General features: G+C 64.3%; 21 protein-coding genes. 11 read left to right on the forward strand and 10 right to left on the reverse strand.

The window, feature by feature from the left end; translation table 11 throughout:
* The first annotated feature begins 95 nt into the window (after positions 1-95).
* From ccmA to GV002_RS06935, 10 genes are all read left to right on the forward strand, one after another.
* A complete protein-coding gene (ccmA, locus tag GV002_RS06890; RefSeq protein WP_160017645.1) occupies positions 96-740 on the forward strand; it encodes a cytochrome c biogenesis heme-transporting ATPase CcmA in 645 nt (214 codons plus the stop codon).
* A complete protein-coding gene (ccmB, locus tag GV002_RS06895) occupies positions 737-1,408 on the forward strand; it encodes a heme exporter protein CcmB (RefSeq protein ID WP_003460796.1) in 672 nt (223 codons plus the stop codon). The genes ccmA and ccmB overlap by 4 nt, the downstream gene beginning before the upstream one ends.
* A 94-nt stretch (positions 1,409-1,502) precedes the next feature.
* Entirely contained in the window at positions 1,503-2,258 is a 756-nt protein-coding gene (locus tag GV002_RS06900) for a heme ABC transporter permease (RefSeq protein WP_160017646.1), read from the forward strand.
* Positions 2,255-2,431 carry a heme exporter protein CcmD gene (ccmD, locus tag GV002_RS06905; RefSeq protein ID WP_021489619.1) on the forward strand — a complete coding sequence of 59 codons (177 nt, stop codon included), beginning with the start codon at positions 2,255-2,257 and terminating at the stop codon, positions 2,429-2,431. Before GV002_RS06900 ends, ccmD begins: the two co-directional genes overlap by 4 nt.
* Positions 2,428-2,916, forward strand: coding sequence for a cytochrome c maturation protein CcmE (gene ccmE, locus GV002_RS06910; RefSeq protein ID WP_160017647.1), 489 nt, complete (start codon positions 2,428-2,430; stop codon positions 2,914-2,916). The genes ccmD and ccmE overlap by 4 nt, the downstream gene beginning before the upstream one ends.
* Positions 2,913-4,886 (forward strand): heme lyase CcmF/NrfE family subunit, encoded by a 1,974-nt coding sequence (locus tag GV002_RS06915; RefSeq protein WP_160017648.1) that lies wholly within the window; start codon positions 2,913-2,915, stop codon positions 4,884-4,886. The genes ccmE and GV002_RS06915 overlap by 4 nt, the downstream gene beginning before the upstream one ends.
* A complete protein-coding gene (locus GV002_RS06920; protein WP_093050903.1) occupies positions 4,883-5,422 on the forward strand; it encodes a DsbE family thiol:disulfide interchange protein in 540 nt (179 codons plus the stop codon). The genes GV002_RS06915 and GV002_RS06920 overlap by 4 nt, the downstream gene beginning before the upstream one ends.
* A complete protein-coding gene (locus GV002_RS06925; protein WP_160017649.1) occupies positions 5,419-5,907 on the forward strand; it encodes a cytochrome c-type biogenesis protein in 489 nt (162 codons plus the stop codon). The genes GV002_RS06920 and GV002_RS06925 overlap by 4 nt, the downstream gene beginning before the upstream one ends.
* A complete protein-coding gene (gene ccmI / locus GV002_RS06930) occupies positions 5,904-7,115 on the forward strand; it encodes a c-type cytochrome biogenesis protein CcmI (protein WP_160017650.1) in 1,212 nt (403 codons plus the stop codon). Before GV002_RS06925 ends, ccmI begins: the two co-directional genes overlap by 4 nt.
* A complete protein-coding gene (locus GV002_RS06935) occupies positions 7,112-7,438 on the forward strand; it encodes a hypothetical protein (RefSeq protein ID WP_160017651.1) in 327 nt (108 codons plus the stop codon). The genes ccmI and GV002_RS06935 overlap by 4 nt, the downstream gene beginning before the upstream one ends.
* 84 nt (positions 7,439-7,522) lie before the next feature.
* On the opposite strand, the gene GV002_RS06940 is transcribed toward GV002_RS06935, so the two are convergent.
* From GV002_RS06940 to gcl, 9 genes are all read right to left on the reverse strand, one after another.
* Complete coding sequence (locus GV002_RS06940) at positions 7,523-8,980, reverse strand: SLC13 family permease (protein WP_160017652.1); 1,458 nt, start codon at positions 8,978-8,980, stop codon at positions 7,523-7,525.
* Between the two features lie 83 nt (positions 8,981-9,063).
* On the reverse strand, positions 9,064-9,930 hold the full coding sequence (locus tag GV002_RS06945; RefSeq protein WP_160017653.1) for an ion transporter: 867 nt from the start codon (positions 9,928-9,930) through the stop codon (positions 9,064-9,066).
* Positions 9,931-10,017: 87 nt separating this feature from the next.
* On the reverse strand, positions 10,018-10,401 hold the full coding sequence (locus tag GV002_RS06950) for a hypothetical protein (protein WP_160017654.1): 384 nt from the start codon (positions 10,399-10,401) through the stop codon (positions 10,018-10,020).
* 36 nt (positions 10,402-10,437) lie between these two features.
* Positions 10,438-11,349, reverse strand: coding sequence for an urea transporter (locus GV002_RS06955; protein WP_160017655.1), 912 nt, complete (start codon positions 11,347-11,349; stop codon positions 10,438-10,440).
* Between the two features lie 250 nt (positions 11,350-11,599).
* A complete protein-coding gene (gene pyk, locus GV002_RS06960; RefSeq protein ID WP_160017656.1) occupies positions 11,600-13,015 on the reverse strand; it encodes a pyruvate kinase in 1,416 nt (471 codons plus the stop codon).
* Positions 13,012-14,283, reverse strand: a complete 1,272-nt coding sequence (locus GV002_RS06965) for a glycerate kinase type-2 family protein (RefSeq protein WP_160017657.1) — start codon at positions 14,281-14,283, stop codon at positions 13,012-13,014. The genes pyk and GV002_RS06965 overlap by 4 nt, the downstream gene beginning before the upstream one ends.
* Positions 14,284-14,640: 357 nt before the next feature.
* The gene (locus GV002_RS06970) at positions 14,641-15,531 is read right to left on the reverse strand and encodes a 2-hydroxy-3-oxopropionate reductase (RefSeq protein WP_160017658.1); all 891 of its coding nucleotides are present in this window, start codon (positions 15,529-15,531) and stop codon (positions 14,641-14,643) included.
* Positions 15,532-15,671: 140 nt separating this feature from the next.
* Positions 15,672-16,454: a hydroxypyruvate isomerase gene (gene hyi / locus GV002_RS06975; RefSeq protein WP_160017659.1), complete on the reverse strand. Its 783-nt coding sequence runs from the start codon at positions 16,452-16,454 to the stop codon at positions 15,672-15,674.
* Between the two features lie 142 nt (positions 16,455-16,596).
* Complete coding sequence (gene gcl / locus GV002_RS06980) at positions 16,597-18,372, reverse strand: glyoxylate carboligase (protein ID WP_160017660.1); 1,776 nt, start codon at positions 18,370-18,372, stop codon at positions 16,597-16,599.
* 334 nt (positions 18,373-18,706) lie between these two features.
* Here gcl and GV002_RS06985 point away from each other — a divergent pair, with 334 nt between their 5' ends.
* Positions 18,707-19,141, forward strand: coding sequence for a GlcG/HbpS family heme-binding protein (locus tag GV002_RS06985; RefSeq protein ID WP_160017661.1), 435 nt, complete (start codon positions 18,707-18,709; stop codon positions 19,139-19,141).
* Between the two features lie 289 nt (positions 19,142-19,430).
* On the opposite strand, the gene GV002_RS06990 is transcribed toward GV002_RS06985, so the two are convergent.
* Entirely contained in the window at positions 19,431-20,075 is a 645-nt protein-coding gene (locus tag GV002_RS06990) for a TetR/AcrR family transcriptional regulator (RefSeq protein ID WP_055986324.1), read from the reverse strand.
* Positions 20,076-20,211: the final 136 nt, after the last annotated feature.

Raw genomic sequence — 20,211 nt, forward strand, 5'->3', positions numbered from 1 at the left:
CGGCATGTATAATGCCGGCCCGTTGCGCAGCGCACTTCCGGCACGCGTCAGTATAGCGGCCGGAGCACCGTCGACTTTAACCCTGCCAGGTATCGATGACCCGTCCTGTTCCCCTTCTCGAAGCCGTGGCGCTCAGCTGTGAGCGGGACTGGCGCATGCTCTTCGAGCAGCTGCATTTCGCCCTGCAACCAGGCGACATGTTGCAGATCAGCGGCCCCAACGGCAGCGGCAAGACCAGCCTGTTGCGGCTGATCGCGGGCCTGCGTCAGCCGACTTCCGGCGATATCTTCCTGCAGGGCCAGCCCTTGGCCGAGCAACGCAGCGAGCTGGCGCGCAACCTGCTGTGGATCGGCCATGCCGCCGGTATCAAGGGCCTGCTGACTGCCGAAGAGAATCTTGCCTGGCTCTGCGCGTTGCATCGCCCGGCCAGTCGCGAAGCGGTCTGGCAGGCGTTGGAGGCGGTCGGCCTGCGCGGTTTCGAGGATGTTCCCTGCCATACCCTGTCGGCCGGCCAGCAGCGCCGTGTCGCCCTGGCACGCCTGTATCTGGCCGATACGCCTCCGCTGTGGGTGCTCGATGAACCGTTCACTGCGCTGGACAAGAGCGGTGTGGCGCAACTCGAAGCGCACCTGGCCGGCCATTGCGAGCGTGGCGGTGTGGTGGTGCTGACCACCCACCACAGCCTGCAGCACAAGCCGGCGACTTATCGCGATCTGGATCTGGGGCAGCACGCCGCATGAGCAACGTCTTCACTCAGCTGTTGTCGCGCGAAATGCGTTTGCTCGCTCGCCGTCCGTCCGACCTGGCCAACCCGCTGGTGTTCTTCGCCATCGTCATCGCACTGTTCCCTCTGGCGGTAGGGCCGGAGACGCAATTGTTGCAAACCCTTTCTCCGGGCCTGGTCTGGGTCGCAGCGCTTTTGGCCGTGCTGCTCTCGCTGGACGGGCTTTTCCGCAGTGATTTCGAGGATGGTTCGCTCGAACAGTGGGTCCTTTCGTCGCACCCCCTGCCTCTTCTGGTGTTGGCCAAGGTGCTGGCACACTGGCTTTTCAGTGGTTTGGCGCTGGTTTTGCTGGCGCCTGTACTGGCGCTGATGCTCGGTCTGCCTGGGCGTTGCCTGCCGGTACTGCTGATTTCCCTGCTGCTCGGCACCCCGGTGCTGAGCCTGCTCGGTGCGGTGGGCGCGGCGCTCACCGTTGGTCTCAAGCGCGGCGGCCTGCTGCTGGCGCTGCTGATCCTGCCGCTGTACATCCCGGTGCTGATTCTTGGCAGCGGGGCGCTGCAGGCGGCCTTGCAAGGACTGCCGGCTAGCGGCCACCTGTTGTGGCTGGCGAGCCTCACTGCCCTGGCGGTGACCCTGACACCTTTTGCGATTGCCGCCGGTCTGACCATCAGTGTCGGCGAATAAGAACGAACCGTGATGTAGCCCGGATGTAATCCGGGAGCTCTCGATAGCCTCCCCGGATTGCATCCGGGCTACGTGTAGATGATGAGTCGACTGAATGAACTGGACGTGGTTTCACAAGTGGGGTTCGCCCAAGTGGTTCTATGAGATGAGCGGCCGCTGGCTGCCCTGGCTCAGTATCGCTGCTGTGGTGCTGATCGCCGCCGGCCTGATCTGGGGCCTGGCGTTCGCACCGCCGGATTACCAGCAAGGCAACAGCTTCCGCATCATCTATATCCACGTTCCGGCGGCCTTCCTCGCCCAGTCGATCTACGTGACCCTGGCCATTGCCGGGCTGGTCGGGCTGGTATGGAAGATGAAGCTGGCCGACGTCGCCGTGCAGCAGGCAGCTCCCATCGGCGCCTGGATGACCGCCATCGCGTTGCTCACCGGCGCCATCTGGGGCAAGCCGACCTGGGGCACCTACTGGGTGTGGGACGCGCGCCTGACCTCGATGCTGATCCTGCTGTTCCTCTACTTCGGCGTCATCGCCCTGGGCAATGCCATCAGCAACCGTGACAGCGCCGCCAAGGCCTGCGCCGTGCTGGCCATCGTCGGCGTGATCAATATCCCGATCATCAAGTACTCGGTGGAGTGGTGGAATTCGCTGCACCAGACCGCCACCTTCAAGATCACCGAAAAGCCGGCGATGCCGATGGAAATGTGGCTGCCGCTGCTGCTCGCGGTGTTGGGTTTCTACTGCTTCTTCGGCGCCGTGTTGCTTTATCGCATGCGTCTGGAAGTGCTCAAGCGCGAAGCACGCAGCAGTTGGGTGAAAGCCGAAGTGCAGACCCTGGTGGAGGGCAAGGCATGAGTTTCGCGTCGTTCTCCGAGTTTCTCGCCATGGGTACCCATGGCCCTTATGTCTGGAGCGCCTACGGTATCAGCCTGGCGATCCTGGCGTTGAATGTGGTGCTGCCGATCCTGGCGCGCCGCCGTTACCTGCAAGACGAGGCGCGCCGTTTGCGTCGGGAGAAGTCGAAGTGAATCCGGTTCGCAAGAAACGCCTGTATATCGTTCTGGCCATTCTCTGCGGCGTCAGTATCGCCGTGGCGCTGGCGCTGACCGCGCTGCAGGAGAACATCAACCTGTTCTACACCCCCAGCCAGATCGCCACCGGCGAGGCGCCGGTCGACACCCGCATTCGTGCCGGCGGCCTAGTGGAAGAGGGCTCCGTCAAGCGTTCCGCTGATACCCTGGAAGTCGACTTCGTCGTCACTGATGGCGCCCACGGCGTGACCATTCGCTATCACGGCATCCTCCCGGACCTGTTCCGTGAAGGTCAGGGCATCGTTGCGCTCGGTCGGGTCAATGAAGAGGGCGTGCTGGTGGCCGACGAGGTGCTGGCCAAGCACGACGAGAATTACATGCCGCCTGAAGTCATGCAGGCGCTGGAAAAGAGCGGAATGATGCAGCAGCACAATGATGCCAAAGCCGCTAAGCAGGGCTATCAGCAGGAGAGCGCACAATGATCCCCGAGCTCGGCCATCTGGCGATGATCCTGGCGCTGTGCCTGTGCCTGGTGCAGGCGACACTGCCGCTGATCGGTGCCTGGCGTGGTGACCACCAGTGGATGAGCCTGGCTCAGCCGGCCGCCTGGGGTCAGTTCGCCTTCCTGCTGTTTTCCTTCATCTGCCTGACCTATGCCTTCATGGTCGACGACTTCTCCGTCGCCTACGTGGCCAACAACTCCAACAGCGCGCTGCCCTGGTACTACAAGTTCAGCGCGGTATGGGGCGCGCACGAAGGCTCCTTGCTGCTGTGGGCGCTGATCCTCGCGGGCTGGACCTTCGCCGTGGCGATCTTCTCGCGCCACCTGCCGGAAGAGATGCTCGCCCGTGTGCTGGCGGTGATGGGCATGATCAGCGTCGGGTTTTTGCTGTTTCTGATCGTCACCTCAAACCCCTTCGAGCGCCTGCTGCCGAACGCGCCGGCCGATGGCCGCGACCTCAACCCCTTGTTGCAGGACTTCGGCCTGATCGTGCATCCGCCGATGCTGTACATGGGCTATGTCGGTTTCTCGGTTGCCTTCGCCTTCGCCATCGCCGCCTTGCTCGGCGGCAAGCTGGACGCTGCCTGGGCGCGCTGGTCGCGGCCCTGGACCATCGTCGCCTGGGCCTTCCTCGGCATCGGTATCGCCCTGGGCTCCTGGTGGGCCTACTACGAACTCGGCTGGGGTGGCTGGTGGTTCTGGGACCCGGTAGAGAACGCGTCCTTCATGCCCTGGCTGGTAGGCACCGCCTTGATTCACTCGTTGGCTGTGACGGAAAAACGCGGTGTGTTCAAGAGCTGGACCGTGCTGCTGGCCATCGCGGCCTTCTCCCTGAGCCTGCTGGGTACCTTCCTGGTGCGTTCCGGTGTACTGACTTCGGTACACGCCTTCGCCACCGATCCGGAGCGCGGCGTGTTCATCCTCGCCTTCCTGCTGGTGGTGGTCGGTGGTTCGCTGGCGCTGTTCGCCGTGCGTGCGCCGGTGGTCAAGAGCCAGGTCGGCTTTGGCCTGTGGTCGCGTGAGACGTTGCTGCTGGTCAACAACATCGTGCTGGTGGTCTCGGCTGCGATGATCCTGCTCGGCACGCTCTACCCGCTGGTGCTCGACGCGCTGACCGGCGCCAAGCTGTCGGTCGGCCCGCCTTATTTCAACGCGCTGTTCCTGCCGCTGATGGCACTGCTGATGGCCGTGATCAGTGTCGGCGTGCTGGTGCGCTGGAAGGACACCCCGCTGAAATGGCTGGGTAGCATGCTGACGCCGGTGCTGGTGGCCAGCGTGGTGCTGGCTGTAGTTGCCACCTTCCTGCACGGCGATTTCAACTGGGCCGTTCTGGCCGTTTGCCTGCTGGCCTTCTGGGTGATCCTGGCAGGCGTGCGCGACATTCTCGACAAGACGCGCCACAAGGGCCTGCTAAAAGGCCTGCCGAGCCTGGGCCGCAGCTACTGGGGCATGCAGATGGCGCACTTCGGTTTCGCCGTGTGCGCCCTGGGAGTGGTGCTCACCAGTCTCGGCAGCTACGAGCGCGATCTGCGCATGGCGCCGGGTGAGTCGGTGGAGCTGGGCGGCTACCGGTTCCAGTTCGACGGCGCCGTGCATCATGAAGGCCCCAACTTCATCTCCGACAAGGGCACGGTGCGCGTATTCGACGGCGAGCGGCAGATCAGTGTGTTGTACCCGGAGAAGCGCCTGTACACCGTGCAGCAGGCGACCATGACAGAGGCGGGCATCGATGCCGGCTTCACCCGCGATCTGTTCGTCGCCCTCGGCGAGCCGCTGGAGCAGGGCGCCTGGGCGGTGCGTGTGCACATCAAGCCCTTCGTCCGCTGGATATGGCTGGGCGCGTTGCTGATGGGCTTCGGCGGCTTACTCGCTGCGGCCGACAAGCGCTACCGCATCAAGGTCAGAACCCGCGTGCGTGAAGCCCTGGGCATGCAGGAGGCCAGCGCATGAGACGCCTGCTCCTGCTGTTGCCGCTGCTGGCCTTCCTGGCGATTGCCGTATTCCTCTATCGCGGTCTGTTTCTCGACCCGTCCGAACTGCCTTCGGCGCTGATCGGCAAGCCGTTCCCGGCCTTCAGCCTGCCGTCGCTGGATGATCCCGAGCGCACTCTCAGCGAGGCTGACATCAAGGGCCGACCTGCGCTGGTCAATGTCTGGGCCACCTGGTGCCCGGCCTGCCGCCACGAGCATCCGGTGCTGAACAAGCTGGCTGAGGCCGGCGTGGTGATCCATGGGGTCAACTACAAGGATAAGCGCGAGCCGGCGCAGAAATGGCTGCGCGACCTGCACAACCCGTATCAGCTCAACATCGAGGACGCCAAGGGCAGCCTGGGGCTGGACCTGGGTGTGTACGGCGCACCAGAGACCTTCTTCGTCGATGCCAAGGGCATCATCCGTCACAAGTTCGTCGGCACCATCGACGAGCGCGTCTGGCGCGAGAAGCTGGCGCCGATTTACCAGCAACTGGTCGACGAGGCCCAGCCATGAAGCGTCTGCTGATTTCTGCCGGTCTGGCACTGGGCCTGCTGGCCAGCGCGCATGCCGCCATCGATACCTTCGAGTTCGCCAACGAGGCCGAGCGCCAGCGCTATCGCAATCTGATCGAAGAGCTGCGTTGCCCGAAGTGCCAGAACCAGAACATCGCCGACTCCGATGCGCCGATTGCCATGGATCTGCGAGGCGAGATCTACCGCATGCTCGAAGAGGGCAAGAGCAACGAGGAAATCATCGATTTCCTGGTCTCGCGTTACGGCGACTTCGTGCTCTACAAACCGCCGCTGACCAGCCGCACGCTGCTGCTCTGGTACGGCCCGGCCGGCCTGCTGGTAATAGGTTTCGCTGTGCTCGGGGTTATCGTCCTGCGCCGCCGTGGCCAGAACAAAGACCGCTCTGCTGCTGGCCTCTCCGTCGATGAGCAGGCGCGCCTGGCCGCGTTGCTCGAGCAAAACTCTCAGGACAAGAAAGACCGATGATCGATTTCTGGTTGCCCGCCGGGCTGTTGTTGCTCACCGCCCTGGCGTTTCTGCTGATTCCGGTACTGCGTATTCGCAAGCTGCAGGCCGAAGAAGACCGCACCGCACTCAACGTCACCCTCTATCAGGAGCGCCTGCAGGAGTTGGAAAACCAACTCCAGGCTGGCGTGCTCGATCAAGCGCAGATGGAGGCCGGTCGCGCCGAGGCGGCGCGCGAGCTGCTGGATGACACCGAAGGCGTGCAGCGCCGCAGCAGTGTGCTTGGCGGCAAGATTCCGCTGATCTCGGCGCTGCTGGTTCCGGTGCTGGGTGTGGCCCTTTATCTGCACTGGGGCGCTGTTGATGAGGTCGTACAGACTCGCCAAATGGCCGCTGCGCAGCCGCAAAGCATCGAGGAGATGACTGCGCGCCTGGAGCAGACCGTGCAGCAACAGCCGGAGTCTGCCGAGGCCTGGTACTTCCTCGGTCGTACCTACATGGCGCAGGAGCGTGCCGGCGATGCCGCCAAGGCGTTCGAGCGTGCCGTGGAAATCGCCGGGCGTGCCCCGGAGCTACTCGGCCAATGGGCGCAGGCGCTGTACTTCGCCGAAGGCAAGCAGTGGAGCGAGCAGATGCAGGCGCTCACCGACGAAGCGTTGAAGGCCGATCCGCAAGAGGTCACCAGTCTCGGCCTGCTCGGCATCGCCGCCTATGAAAGCCAGCGCTATGCCGATGCCGTGAATTACTGGGAACGCCTGGTCGCCGTGCTGCCGGAGCAGGACCCGTCGCGTGCGGCCATCGCCGGCGGTATCGAACGCGCCCGTCAGCAGATGGGTGAGGGCGAGCAGCCCAACGCGGCTGCCGAGCCGAGCGCCAAGGTGCATGCGCTTGAGGTCAGCGTATCGCTGTCACCTGAAGTGCAGCAGAATGTTCAGCCGGACGATGCCGTATTCGTATTCGCCCGCGCACTCAGTGGCCCGCCGATGCCGCTGGCGGTCAAGCGCCTGAAGGTCTCCGACCTGCCGGTGCAGATCAGCCTTTCCGATGTGGATGCGATGATGCCCGAGCTGAAGATTTCCCGATTCGACCAGGTGCAACTGGTGGCGCGTGTATCCCGCGCAGGTAACGCCACCCAGGGCGAATGGACCGGCCAGATCGGCCCGGTTGCCAACACCTCCCGTGACGTTCAGGCGCTGCTGATCGACAGCCGCGACGGGCAGGCACAGTGAAGCGTTTGGCGCTGGCCTGCGTACTCGGGCTTGGCCTGAGTGGCTGCGTATTGCAGCAACCGAGTGCACCGGTCGGTGAACTGCCGCCGGTACAGCAGCCCTCGCACCCGCGCTACGCGCCGCCGCCTGGGGTGAAGAGTCATTGGAACCCGGGGCTGGGTGTCTACGTAGTCGAAGGTGCGCGTGATCTGTACTACCGCGAGCGCATCTTCTACCGCTGGGACGGCGGCTGGAGCTGGTCGTCGCAAGCCGGCGGGCCGTGGAAGGAAACCGACAGCTCGGGCATCCCGCCGGGATTGTTTCGCCAGTACCAGAACCGCTGATCTCGTAGGGCGGGTGAAACCCGCCCTACAACCGCATATGAAAACGGCGCCCGAAGGCGCCGTTCTTGTTGGTGCGAGCCAGGCTCAGTGCGCCCAGATCATGCCCACCAGCAGGTAGCAGATCAGCGTCACCAGCACCACACCGAACAGGTTGAGGACGAAGCCCGCCTTGATCATCGACTGTATCTTCATGTGCCCGGTGCCGAACACGATGGCATTGGGCGGCGTCGCCACCGGCATCATGAAGGCGCAGCTGGCAGCGATGGCAGCTGGAATCGCCAGCAGCTCGGCCGGCATGCCCTGGGCCACGGCCAGTGCCCCCAGCAGCGGCAGGAAGGCGGCAGCGGTGGCCGTGTTGGAGGTGACTTCGGTGAGGAAGATGATCACCAGCACCACCACGCCGATCATCGCGATCACCGGCAGCGCACTCAGTGCGCCAAGGCTCTGTGCGATCCATTCGGCCAGGCCGGTGCTGCGAATCACGCCGGCCAGCGACAGGCCGCCGCCGAACAGCAACAGCACGCCCCAGGGCAGTTTGCTGGCGCTTTCCCAGTTCATCAGAAACACGCGCTGTTTGACGTCCACCGGGATCATGAACAGCGCCATCGCCGCTGCGATGGCGATGCTGGTGTCATTGACGCCGGGCACCCAGCCGGAGATCAACGGTTGGAATACCCAGGCCAGTGCGGTGACCACGAATACCAGCGCCACCAGCTTCTCGCCACGGCTCAACGGGCCGAGCTCGGCCAGCTCGTTGCGAATCAGCTGCGTGCTGTCATGCCCGGCCAGGTTGAAACCGCCACGGGTCAGCCACCACCAGATGAACGCCAGCATGATCACCGCCACCGGCACGCCCAGCAGCATCCATTGGCCGAAGCCGATCTGCACGTCGTAGTTGTCGGCGAGGAAGGCGGCCAGCAAGGCATTCGGCGGTGTGCCGATCAGCGTGGCAATACCGCCGACACTGGCGGCATAGGCAATCGCCAGCAGCAGGGCGGTGGCGAAGCGTTCACGGTCGGCTTCGCCGTTGCTCTGCTCGCTGGTGAGCATGCCGATCACCGAAAGGCCGATGGGCAGCATCATGATGGTGGTGGCGGTGTTGCTCACCCACATGCTGAGAAAGGCCGTGGCCATCATGAACCCGGCGATCTGCCTGCTCGGCTTGCTGCCCATGGCCAGCAGCGTCATCAGCGCGATGCGCTTGTGCAGGTTCCAGCGCTCCATGGCCAGGCCCAGGACGAAACCACCGAGGAACAGGTAGATGGTCGGGTTGGCGTAGGGCGCGGTCGCGGCGTTGAGACTGTCGATTCCCAGTGCCGGGATCAGCAGGATCGGCAGCAGCGAAGTGGCCGGGATCGGAATGGCTTCGGTCGACCACCAGGTGGCCATCAGCAGGGTCAGGCCGATGGTGGCCCAGGCGGTGCTGGAGAGACCGGCTGGTGGTTCGGTGACCAGGCAGACGAGCAGTAGCAAGGGGCCCAGAATCAGGCCAATCCAGGCAGCCTTGGCAGGTGCCGTGGATTCATTGGTGGTAACGGCCATGGCGCGCTTCCTTCAGCTAAAAAGTCGGGCTTTATAGCCCACAGGGCGACTTTATGACCACGCGGTGGCCGATCGGTTTTGCTTCAGTCTGTTTCAGGCGGGCTTTGCGCCGATGATGACGGCTCGGCCTGCCTGCTGAACAGCGGCCCACCGCAGCGACTGCAGAACGCCGCGCTGTATTCGTGGCGGTTCTTCCGACAGTGCGGGCAGTCATGCTCCATCAGCCCGTCCTGGCGCATGGCGTTGGCCAGTTCGGCGGTGAAGATGCCGGTGGGCACGGCGATGATCGAGTAGCCGGTGATCATCACCATCGTGGCCAGCATCTGGCCGATAGGCGTCTTCGGCGTGATATCGCCAAAGCCAACGGTGGTCAGCGTCACCACCGCCCAGTAGATGCCGGTAGGAATGCTGGTGAAACCGTTGGCCGGGCCTTCGATGACGTACATCAGGGCACCGAACACCGTGACCAGGGTCGAGACGCTGACCAGAAACACCACGATCTTCTGCTTGCTGCCGCGCAGCGCCACCAGCAGGAAGTTGGCCTGCGTCAGGTACTGGCGCAGCTTGAGCACGCGAAAGATGCGGATCATGCGGATGACGCGAACGATCATCAGGTACTGCGCATCGGCGAACACCAACGCCAGAACGGCTGGCAGCACCGCCAGCAGATCCACCAGGCCGAAGAAACTGAAGGCATAGCGCAGCGGTTTGGGCGAGCTATACAGGCGCAGGCCGTACTCGATGGCGAACAGCGCGGTGAAGAACCACTCCAGCGCGCCGAACACATCGGCGTACTGGTTGTGGAAGCGCTCGATGCTGTCGAGCATCACCACCACCAGGCTGGCGAGAATCGCCACCAGCAGCCAGTTATCGAAACGCTGCGCTGCCGGCGTGCTGGTTTCGAAAATGATGATGTAAAGGCGCTGGCGCCAGCTCTGCCGGTTTTCCATGGCAAGGTCCAAATCAAGCGAAAGCGCACAGCGTAGGCAGGAAGGCGGAGTGAGGGCAAGGCCGCGGTTGTGCTTGCTGCTCTGTTCTCAATCCCCTTCCAGCGACGACTCCTCCCGCGGATCACCGAGCACGAAGGTTTCACCGGTGATCGCTGTAATCCTTGCGGTGCCCAGATTGAGTAGTTGCCAGTGCCATTCACCGTAACGGGTGCTCAAGGTGCCATGGGCTTGGCAGGGGCCGTAGAGATACCAGTCGTGTTCCTGGCGATGGGTGATGAGGAGGGCGTAACGCAGGAAATCGGCGACCATTGCTTCGTTGACCTTGAAGCTCTGGCAGTTTTCTTGCTCCGGGCCGAGTCCATCTTCGATCACCACGATATCGCTGACCGGGCCGATCAGGCTGGGGATTGACTCTGCGCTGGTCGTAGCGGTTGCCAGTAGCAAGCTGAGGCCGAGAATTCGTCTGTCCATGTTCTGCGCGCTCGCTTTGTAGTCCGTTGCGCGATTCTAGATCGTCGGCGTGCTGTCCTTGACTACCTTTTGCCAACTTTGTGCACCGGCCCTGATCAGCCAGCAGGCGAGGATGAAGGGCATGGTCAGGGCGGGTAGGTCCAGCGCGCTGAAGCCGGGCTGCAGCAACAGGGCGAGCAGAATGCCGAGGGCCGGTACCAGTGGGCTGCGGTGCACCTGGGCCAGGGCGATGGCGGCGAGGGTGGCATTGTAGCCGTAGAGGCCGGCGAGGGCACCATCGCTGGGCCAACCATGGAAAATCGCCAGGGCGAAGCCGCCGCTGGAACCCAGCAGTGCCCACAGCGCCATGCGGCCATCGGCCAGGCGCAATCCGAGCAGCAGGCACAGACCGGCCAATGGTGAGTCGAGGAAGATCACCTGACCCAGGCCGCGCAGCACGGCGAGTATCAGTTGCAGGAGGTTCAGCTCCGGCGCTTCGGGTGCGCTGGCCGGCGGTGCAGCTGGCAGCTCCAGCTGAGCGAGCAGAGCCAGCAACAGCCAACCCAGCAGCACGAAGGGAAAGGTGAAGGCAGGCAGCCAGCCATGTTTGCGCATGCGCCGCATCCAGGGGGCCAGCAGCAGGCTGGACAGGGCTGCGCTTGCGATGATCAGCACGGGCAGCAGCGGTGTCCATGGCAGTTTCAGGCTGAGCAGCAGGCCGAGCAGGATGCCGTTGTAGCCGTACAGGCCGATGGTGATGTCGGCAGGCGGGTAGCCGCTGCGTTGCGCGATCAGCATCGAGGTCAGGCCACCGAGCAGGGCGCCGGGCAACAGGTCAGGCGCGCCGATGAGGATGGCCAGCAGCACCAGCAGGCCGCAGCCGGGGTGCTGTTGCAGGAAGATCTGAGCGAAGCCGCTGAGCAGGGCGCGCAGGCTTTGCAGGATAGTGGGGGAAGGGAGAGGCAACATGCAGGGGCCGCTCGTAGGGTGTGCCGTGCGCACCGCCAACGGGACGCAAGGTGCGCACGGGCCAGGCGGCCCCGCGACACCCTACGAATCAATACAACGCGCAGCCCGGATGAAATCCGGGGCGCAGGGTCAGAGCATTCCCCGGATTTCATCCGGGCTGCGGGGCTGTGTAGGGTGCGCTGTGCGCACCTTTTATTAGTGCGTACGGCTTTCGGTGCGCGTGGCGCACCCTACAGGAGAGCAGCGCGGCTCAATGCAGCGTTTCGATCCTCAGGCTGTTGGTGCTGCCCGGTTGGCCGAAGGGTTCGCCGGCGGTGATCACCACGGTTTCGCCACGCTGGGCCATGCCCTGGGCCTGGGCGATCTCCAGCGCGGTGCTGGTGACCTCCTCGACCTTGCGCAGGCGCTCGTTGACCACTGAGTAGATGCCCCAGGCCACGGTCAGGCGCCGTGCCGTGGTCAGGCTCGGCGTCAGGCTAAGGATCGGCGTCTTGGGCCGCTCGCGCGAGGCGCGCAGGCTGCTGGCACCGGATTCGCTGTAGTTGACCAGGGCCGCGACCGGCAGAATCGAGCTGATGCGGCGGATGGCGCAGCTGATGGCGTCGCTGGCGGTGGCCTCGGCCTGCGGGCGACCGACGTCGAGCTGGCTCTGGTAGTCTGGGCCGTTTTCCACCTGGCGGATGATCTTGCTCATCATCTGCACGGTTTCCAGTGGGTAGTCGCCGGAGGCGGTCTCGGCCGACAGCATCACCGCATCGGCGCCTTCGGCCACGGCGTTGGCCACGTCGGTGACCTCGGCGCGGGTCGGCGCCGGGGAGAAGCGCATGGATTCGAGCATCTGCGTGGCGACCACCACCGGGCGGCCAAGCTGGCGGCAGGTGCGCACGATGTCCTTCTGAATGCGCGGCACATTCTCGGCCGGCACTTCCACGCCCAGGTCACCGCGCGCGACCATGATGGCGTCGCACAGCTTGGCGATTTCTTCCAGGTGGATCACCGCCGAGGGTTTCTCGATCTTGGCCATGAGGAAGGCCTTGCCGCCGATCAGTTCGCGGGCTTCGACGATATCTTCCGGGCGCTGTACGAACGACAGCGCCACCCAGTCCACGCCCAGCTCCAGGCCGAAGGCCAGATCGCGGCGATCCTTGTCGGTCAGCGGCGACAGTTGCAGCACCGCCTCGGGCACGTTGACGCCCTTGCGGTCGGACAGCTCGCCACCGGCGATGACGCAGGTGTCTACGGCATCATTCTGTTTGGCGGTCACTTTCAGGCGCAGGCGGCCGTCGTCCAGCAGCAGGCTCATGCCCGGCTGCAGGGCTTCGATGATCTCCGGGTGAGGCAGGTTGACCCGGCTGGCGTCACCGGGTGTGGCGTCCAGATCCAGGCGCAGGCTCTGGCCGTTGACCAGTTGCACCTTGCCGTCAGCAAAACGGCCGACGCGCAGCTTCGGCCCCTGCAGGTCCATGAGGATGCCGATGGGCTGGTTCAGCTCGCGCTCCACCTCGCGCACCCACTGGTAGCGCTGGGCGTGGTCGGCGTGCTCGCCATGGCTGAAGTTGAGGCGGAACAGGTTGACCCCGGCTTCCACCAGTTGGCGGATATGCGCGGCATCGCGGATCGCCGGCCCGAGGGTGGCGAGGATCTTCACTTTCTTGTCGGCGTTCATTGGGTTTTCTCGAGAATCAGAATGGCGCGGAAATCGTTGACGTTGGTACGGGTCGGGCCGGTGACGATCAGCTCGTCGAGGGCGGCGAAGTAGCCATAGCCGTTGTTGTTGTCCAGTTCGTCACGGGCGGACAGGCCCTTGATGCCGGCGCGGGCGTAGCTGTAGGGCGTCATGATGGCGCCGGCGTTGTCTTCGGAGCCGTCGATGCCGTCGGTGTCGCCGGCCAGTGCATAGACGCCGGGCAGGCCCTTGAGGCTGTCGGTGAGGCTCAGGAGAAATTCGGCGTTGCGCCCGCCACGGCCATTGCCGCGCACGGTGACGGTGGTTTCGCCGCCAGAGAGAATCACGCACGGCGGTTTGATCGGCTGACCGTGCAGTTGCACCTGGCGGGCGATGCCGGCATGCACCTTGGCCACGTCGCGCGACTCGCCTTCCAGGTCGCCGAGAATCAGCACCGGGAAACCGGCCGCTTCTGCTTTGGCAGCGGCGGCGTCGAGCGACTGCTGCGGCGTGGCGATCAGCTGGAAGTGGCTGCGGGCGAGCACCGGATCGCCGGGCTTGACCGTTTCCGAGCGTGGGTCTTCCAGCCAGGCGCGCACGTTGGCCGGAATATCGATGGCATAGCGGGCAAGAATCGCCAGGGCTTCGGCCGAGGTGGTCGGGTCGCCCACGGTGGGGCCGGAGGCGATCACCGTGGCTTCGTCGCCGGGTACGTCGGAGATGGCGTAGGTGTAGACGGTGGCCGGCCAGCAGGCCTTGGCCAGGCGACCGCCCTTGATCGCCGAGAGGTGCTTGCGCACGCAGTTCATCTCACCGATGGTGGCGCCGGATTTCAGCAGCGCCTTGTTGATCGCCTGCTTGTCCTTGAGGCTGATGCCTTCTGCCGGCAATGCCAGCAGCGAGGAGCCGCCGCCGGAGAGCAGGAAGATCACCCGGTCGTCTTCGCTGAGGTTCGACACCAGCTCCAGCACGCGGCGGGCGACGCGTTCGCCGGCATCGTCCGGCACCGGGTGAGCGGCTTCCACCACTTCGATTTTCCTGCAGTCGGCGCCGTGCTCGTAGCGGGTCACCACCAGGCCGCTGACCTCGCCTTGCCATTCCTGCTCGATCACCTCGGCCATGGCCGCAGCAGCCTTGCCGGCGCCGATGACGATGACGCGGCCGCTGCGGTCCGCGGGCAGGTGGTCGGCCAGCACCTGGCGCGGATGCGCGGCAGCGATGGCGGTGGCGAACAGGTCGCGCAGCAGGCGTTGCGGGTCGAAGGTCATGGCGGTGTTCTCTTGTTCTGGGGTGACGCTGGATGATCGTTCCCACGCTCCGCGTGGTAACGCCCGGCGAGACGCTAAGGCGTCTGCTGTTGTGTGACGCGGAGCGTCACGGGATGCATGCCCACGCAGAGCGTGGGAACGATCAATGTTCTCTCGGTGGATCGATTCCAGTCCGCAGGCGCCGCGTGGCAGCACCTGGGGAATGGAATCGACCGACCTGGCAATCGGGCCGTGACACCTCCTGCCAGGAAGGTCGAAAGGGTGGGCGAAACGCGGCCTTCGGGATCTGTGGGAGGCGCTTCAGCAGCGACAGTCGCGGCTAAAGCCCCTCCCACGGATTTCCTGAGAGGGCTGCGCTTACTCGCCGCGGATATTGAAGTTGGCCATGTGCTCCAGACCCTTGATCAGGGCGGAGTGATCCCAACCGCTGCCGCCGAGGGCCGCGCAGGTGCTGAACACCTGCTGGGCATTGGCGGTGTTGGGCAGGTTCAGGCCCAGCTCGCGAGCGCCGGACAGCGCCAGGTTGAGGTCCTTCTGGTGCAGGCTGATGCGGAAGCCCGGATCGAAGGTGCCCTTGATCATGCGCTCGCCGTGCACTTCGAGGATCTTCGAGCCGGCGAAGCCGCCCATCAGCGCTTCACGCACCTTGGCCGGGTCGGCGCCGTTCCTGGCGGCGAACAGCAGCGCTTCGGCCACCGCCTGGATGTTCAGCGCGACGATGATCTGGTTGGCCACCTTGGCGGTCTGGCCGTCGCCGTTGCCGCCGACGCGGGTGATGTTCTTGCCCATGGCCTGGAACAGCGGCAGGGCGCGTTCGAAGGCGTTCGGGCAGCCGCCGACCATGATCGACAGGGTGGCGGCCTTGGCGCCGACTTCACCGCCGGACACCGGGGCGTCCAGGTAAGCGGCGCCGGTGGCCTTGATCTTCTCGGCGAAGGTCTTGGTCGCGGTGGGGGAGATCGAGCTCATGTCGATCACCACCTTGCCGGCGCCGACGCCCTGGGCGATGCCGTTGTCGCGGAACAGCACGTCTTCGACCTGCGGGGTGTCCGGCACCATGACGATGATGAATTCGGCTTCCTGAGCCACTTCCTTCGGGTTGGCCAGGGCGATGCCGTTGTCGCCAACCAAGTCGGCCGGGGCCTTGTCGAAGTGCTCGGAGAAGAACAGGGTGTGGCCGGCCTTCTGCAGGTTCTGCGCCATGGGTTTGCCCATGATGCCGGTGCCGATGAATCCGATTTTAGCCATGAGAGATAACCTCGTTGTAGGTGGTGAACCAGTTGCTGCAGAGCCTGTAGGAGCGGGTTTACCCGCGAATCAGACACCGCGGTGAATGGCACCGGCTTCGCCGGTGTTCGCGGATGAATCCGCTCCTACACGTGTAGCCGTCAGATTGCGTTGTGTGCTTTCATCCAGCCGAGGCCGGCAGCGGTGGTGGTTGCCGGCTTGTATTCACAGCCGATCCAGCCCTGGTAGCCGATGCGATCCAGGTGCTCGAAGAGAAAGCGATAGTTGATCTCGCCAGTGCCCGGTTCGTTGCGGCCCGGGTTGTCGGCCAACTGCACGTGGTTGATGGCGGCCAGGTTGCTTTCAACCGTGCGGGCCAGGTCACCTTCCATGATCTGCATGTGGTAGATGTCGTACTGCAGGTACAGGTTGGTGCTGCCGACCTTGTCGCGGATGTCCAGGGCCTGCTGGGTGTTGTTCAGGTAGAAGCCGGGGATGTCGCGGGTGTTGATGGCTTCCATGACCAGGCGAATGCCAGCACCGGCCAGCTTGTCAGCGGCGTAGCGCAGGTTGTCGACGAAGGTCTTCTCGACGGTCGCGCAATCCAGGCCCTGCGGGCGGATACCGGCCAGGCAGTTGATCTGCTTGTTGCCCAACACCTTGGCGTAGGCGATTGCCTTGTCGACGCCGGCGCGAAACTCCTCGACGCGGTCCGGGTGGCAGGCGATGCCGCGCTCGCCCTTGCCCCAGTCACCGGCGGGCAGGTTGAACAGCACCTGTTCCAGCTGGTTGGCGTCCAGGCGGGCCTTGATCTCTTCTACCGCGAAGTCATAGGGGAAGAGGTATTCCACGCCGCTGAAGCCGGCTTCGGCGGCAGCGGCGAAACGGTCCAGGAAGTCCACTTCGGTGAACAGCATGGACAGGTTGGCTGCAAAACGGGGCATGGTGTGCTCCTTCAATTTGGCTCCCTCTCCCCTCGGGAGAGGGTTGGGGTGAGGGAAACAGTGTCGGAATGAGCGAGGACCGCGTGCCTTGCACAGCCCTCACCCCCGGCCCCTCTCCCAAAGGGAGAGGGGAGTAGGTAGATCAATCCAGCAGCGAGATGGCGGTCGGCGCGTCGACGCCGCGCTCGGCCAGTTCCTCGAACTCGTTGATGGCGTTGATCTCGGTGCCCATAGAGATGTTGGTGACGCGCTCCAGGATGATCTCCACCACCACCGGCACGCGGTGCTCGGCCATCAGGCGCTTGGCTTCGGCGAAGGCGTTCTGCAGCTCGTTCGGGTCGAACACGCGGATCGCCTTGCAGCCCAGGCCCTCGACCACGGCGACGTGGTCGACGCCGTAACCGTTGAGCTCCGGCGCGTTGATGTTCTCGAACGCCAGCTGCACGCAGTAGTCGATGTCGAAGCCGCGCTGCGCCTGACGGATCAGACCCAGGTAGGAGTTGTTCACCAGCACGTGGATGTATGGCAGGTTGAACTGCGCACCGACGGCCAGCTCTTCGATCATGAACTGGAAGTCATAGTCGCCGGACAGGGCCACGACCTGACGCTGCGGGTCGGCCTTGACCACCCCCAACGCTGCCGGAATGGTCCAGCCCAGCGGACCGGCCTGGCCGCAGTTGATCCAGTGGCGCGGCTTGTACACGTGCAGGAATTGCGCGCCGGCGATCTGCGACAGACCGATGGTGCTGACGTAGCAGGTGTCCTTGCCGAAGGCTTCGTTCATCTCCTCGTACACGCGCTGCGGTTTGGCCGGCACGTTGTCGAAGTGGGTCTTGCGCTGCAGGGTACGCTTGCGCTCGCGGCAGGATTCGACCCACGCGCTGCGGTCCTTCAGCTTGCCGGCGGCTTTCCACTCACGAGCCACTTCTAGGAAGGCGTCCAGCGCGTTGCCGGCATCGGAGGCGATGCCCAGGTCCGGGTTGAACACGCGGCCAATCTGCGTTGGTTCGATGTCGACGTGGATGAACTTGCGGCCTTCGGTGTAGACGTCCACCGAGCCGGTGTGGCGGTTGGCCCAGCGGTTGCCGATACCGAACACCAGGTCGGAAGCGAGCAGGGTGGCGTTGCCATAGCGGTGCGAGGTCTGCAGGCCGACCATGCCGACCATCAGCTTGTGATCGTCGGGGATCGCGCCCCAGCCCATCAGCGTCGGCACCACCGGCACGCCAGTCAGCTCGGCGAACTCCACCAGCTTGTCTTGCGCATCGGCATTGAAGATGCCGCCACCGGCGACCAGCAGCGGGCGTTCGGCCTCGTTGAGCATGGCGATGGCTTTCTCGGCCTGGACGCGGCTGGTGCTCGGCTTGGCCACCGGCAGCGGCTCGTAGGCGTCGATATCGAACTCGATCTCGGCCATCTGCACGTCGAACGGCAGGTCGATCAGCACCGGGCCGGGGCGGCCGCTGCGCATTTCATGGAAGGCACGCTGGAAGGCGCGCGGCACCTGGCCAGGCTCCATGACGGTGGTGGCCCATTTGGTCACCGGGCCGACGATGCTGGTGATGTCGACCGCCTGGAAGTCTTCCTTGTGCATACGCGCACGCGGCGCCTGGCCGGTGATGCACAGAATCGGGATGGAGTCGGCCGAGGCCGAGTACAGGCCGGTGACCATGTCGGTGCCGGCCGGGCCGGAGGTGCCGATGCATACGCCGATGTTGCCGGCATTGGTGCGGGTGTAACCCTCGGCCATGTGCGAAGCGCCTTCGACGTGACGGGCCAGGACGTGATCGATGCCACCGAGTTTCTTCAGTGCGGCATACAGGGGGTTGATGGCAGCGCCGGGGACGCCGAACGCGGTATCGACGCCTTCGCGGCGCATCACCAGTACGGCTGCCTCGATTGCTCTCATTCTGGCCATAATCTTGTGCCTCTTTTGTTATCAGATTGTATACAAAACACCTGGCTCGGATTCTATGCAGGCCATGACTTCGCGGTCAACAATTTTTCCGGTGCAGTCTGTCGCCTAGGCCAAATTCTTTTGAAACGCCCGTTTGACGGGGTTGGCAGTGCTGGCGAAGAGGTGTGGCGCGATAACTGTGTACAATAAAAAATAATATTGTATGTAGTGGTTGAGTTTTTTGTTTCTGGTGGGATAGTGGGGCGAGCTTTGGATTGCCTGGGGCTGTCGGCGTGCGCAGTGCCGGCTTCGCTTCGGGTGTTTCGTTCCCTTCGTCACTTCAGGAGTCACCAGCATGAGCAACTTGAACCTGCAAACCGCCAATGCCATCGGTAACCGCGCGCTGGCCGTGGGCCGCGAGATAAAGGCGGCGCCGCTGACCGTCGCCGTACTGGATGCTGGCGGGCATCTGATTTGCCTGCAGCGCGAGGACGGGGCCAGCCTGCTGCGCCCGCAGATCGCCATCGGCAAGGCCTGGGGCGCGCTGGCCCTGGGCAAGGGCTCGCGCCTGATCGCCGCCGACGCGCAGCAGCGCCCGGCGTTCATCGGTGCGGTGAACAATCTGGCGCAGGGCAGCCTGATTCCGGCACCGGGCGGGGTGTTGATTCGCGATGAACGCGGCGAAGTGATCGGCGCCGTCGGCATCACCGGCGACACCTCGGATATCGACGAGCAGTGTGCGGTGAGCGCGCTGGAGTCGCTGGGGCTGAAGGCGGATGCCGGGGCTTAGGTTGTCGCGGGGCCGTCCAGGCTGCGCGCACCGGTTTGATCGCGGCTGCGCGATGCCCCGGATTGCATCCGGGCTACGGCTGTGGGAGGGGCTTCAGCCGCGACTGCTGCACCGAGGCGTCGCAGCTAAAGCGCCTCCCACGGTTTCGGCTTTGCGTAGGGGGATGTCGCTTTTTACATCCACCAGTCCGTAGGGTGCGCCGTGCGCACCAAGGCTTCCCGAACGTCTGCGCCGTAAACTCGGTGCGCACGGCGCACTCTACGGGTTCGGCATATGCCGCGGATTCGAGTTAGGCGCTGGTCACCAGCTCGGAGGCCATCGACGGCATCGGGCTGACGTCGCAGCCTTTGAGCACCAGGCGAATGATGGTCTGTGCGGCGGCTTCGTAGTCGGCATCGTCCAGGCTGGCCTTGCCGGTGACGGTGGAGATCTGCCAGTCGAAGTCGGCATAGGTCTGGGTCGCTGCCCAGATGCTGAACAGCAGGTGATGCGGGTCGACTTTCGCCATCAGGCCCTGATCGATCCAGCGCTGGATGCAGGCGATGTTGTGCTTGGCCTGGGCGTTGAGCTGTTCGGTCTGTTCAGGCGACAGGTGCGGCGCACCGTGCATGATCTCGCTGGCGAATACCTTGGAGGCATGCGGCAGTTCGCGGGAGATGCGGATCTTCGAGCGGATGTAGGCGGTCAGCACTTCGCTCGGATGGCCCGGCTGATTGAAGGGGGCAGAGGCGGCCAGCAGTGGCTCGATGATGCTTTCCAGGACCTCGCGGTAGAGGTTTTCCTTGGACTTGAAGTAGTAGTAGACGTTGGGCTTGGGCAGGCCTGCCTTGGCCGCAATGTCACTGGTCTTGGTGGCGGCGAAGCCCTTGTCGGCGAACTCCTCGCTGGCTGCGCGCAGGATGAGCTCTTTGTTACGCTCGCGGATGCTGGTCATAAGGCCCTGTGGTTTGCTCTGCCGCCGGGCGGCGGTCGGGCATGGTAGCACCGGCTTTGCACGAGGCTCAAGCCAGCGGCCACGGGCTGCCCAGCGCTTAACTGACTCTGCAGTCAAATTTTTGTATACAGGAAAT

This window comes from Pseudomonas sp. 8O (assembly GCF_902506495.1).
Classification (GTDB): domain Bacteria; phylum Pseudomonadota; class Gammaproteobacteria; order Pseudomonadales; family Pseudomonadaceae; genus Aquipseudomonas; species Aquipseudomonas chaetocerotis.

Coding starts and splice junctions, on each gene's coding strand:
- GV002_RS06950 (WP_160017654.1), bottom strand. CDS start 10,401: ATGGACAGACGAATTCTCGGCCTCAGCTTGCTACTGGCAACCGCTACG.
- ccmB (WP_003460796.1), top strand. CDS start 737: ATGAGCAACGTCTTCACTCAGCTGTTGTCGCGCGAAATGCGTTTGCTC.
- GV002_RS06970 (WP_160017658.1), bottom strand. CDS start 15,531: ATGGCTAAAATCGGATTCATCGGCACCGGCATCATGGGCAAACCCATG.
- hyi (WP_160017659.1), bottom strand. CDS start 16,454: ATGCCCCGTTTTGCAGCCAACCTGTCCATGCTGTTCACCGAAGTGGAC.
- GV002_RS06945 (WP_160017653.1), bottom strand. CDS start 9,930: ATGGAAAACCGGCAGAGCTGGCGCCAGCGCCTTTACATCATCATTTTC.
- GV002_RS06925 (WP_160017649.1), top strand. CDS start 5,419: ATGAAGCGTCTGCTGATTTCTGCCGGTCTGGCACTGGGCCTGCTGGCC.
- pyk (WP_160017656.1), bottom strand. CDS start 13,015: ATGAACGCCGACAAGAAAGTGAAGATCCTCGCCACCCTCGGGCCGGCG.
- GV002_RS06955 (WP_160017655.1), bottom strand. CDS start 11,349: ATGTTGCCTCTCCCTTCCCCCACTATCCTGCAAAGCCTGCGCGCCCTG.
- ccmD (WP_021489619.1), top strand. CDS start 2,255: ATGAGTTTCGCGTCGTTCTCCGAGTTTCTCGCCATGGGTACCCATGGC.
- ccmA (WP_160017645.1), top strand. CDS start 96: ATGACCCGTCCTGTTCCCCTTCTCGAAGCCGTGGCGCTCAGCTGTGAG.
- GV002_RS06900 (WP_160017646.1), top strand. CDS start 1,503: ATGAACTGGACGTGGTTTCACAAGTGGGGTTCGCCCAAGTGGTTCTAT.
- GV002_RS06915 (WP_160017648.1), top strand. CDS start 2,913: ATGATCCCCGAGCTCGGCCATCTGGCGATGATCCTGGCGCTGTGCCTG.
- GV002_RS06920 (WP_093050903.1), top strand. CDS start 4,883: ATGAGACGCCTGCTCCTGCTGTTGCCGCTGCTGGCCTTCCTGGCGATT.
- GV002_RS06990 (WP_055986324.1), bottom strand. CDS start 20,075: ATGACCAGCATCCGCGAGCGTAACAAAGAGCTCATCCTGCGCGCAGCC.
- gcl (WP_160017660.1), bottom strand. CDS start 18,372: ATGGCCAGAATGAGAGCAATCGAGGCAGCCGTACTGGTGATGCGCCGC.
- GV002_RS06965 (WP_160017657.1), bottom strand. CDS start 14,283: ATGACCTTCGACCCGCAACGCCTGCTGCGCGACCTGTTCGCCACCGCC.
- GV002_RS06940 (WP_160017652.1), bottom strand. CDS start 8,980: ATGGCCGTTACCACCAATGAATCCACGGCACCTGCCAAGGCTGCCTGG.
- GV002_RS06985 (WP_160017661.1), top strand. CDS start 18,707: ATGAGCAACTTGAACCTGCAAACCGCCAATGCCATCGGTAACCGCGCG.
- ccmI (WP_160017650.1), top strand. CDS start 5,904: ATGATCGATTTCTGGTTGCCCGCCGGGCTGTTGTTGCTCACCGCCCTG.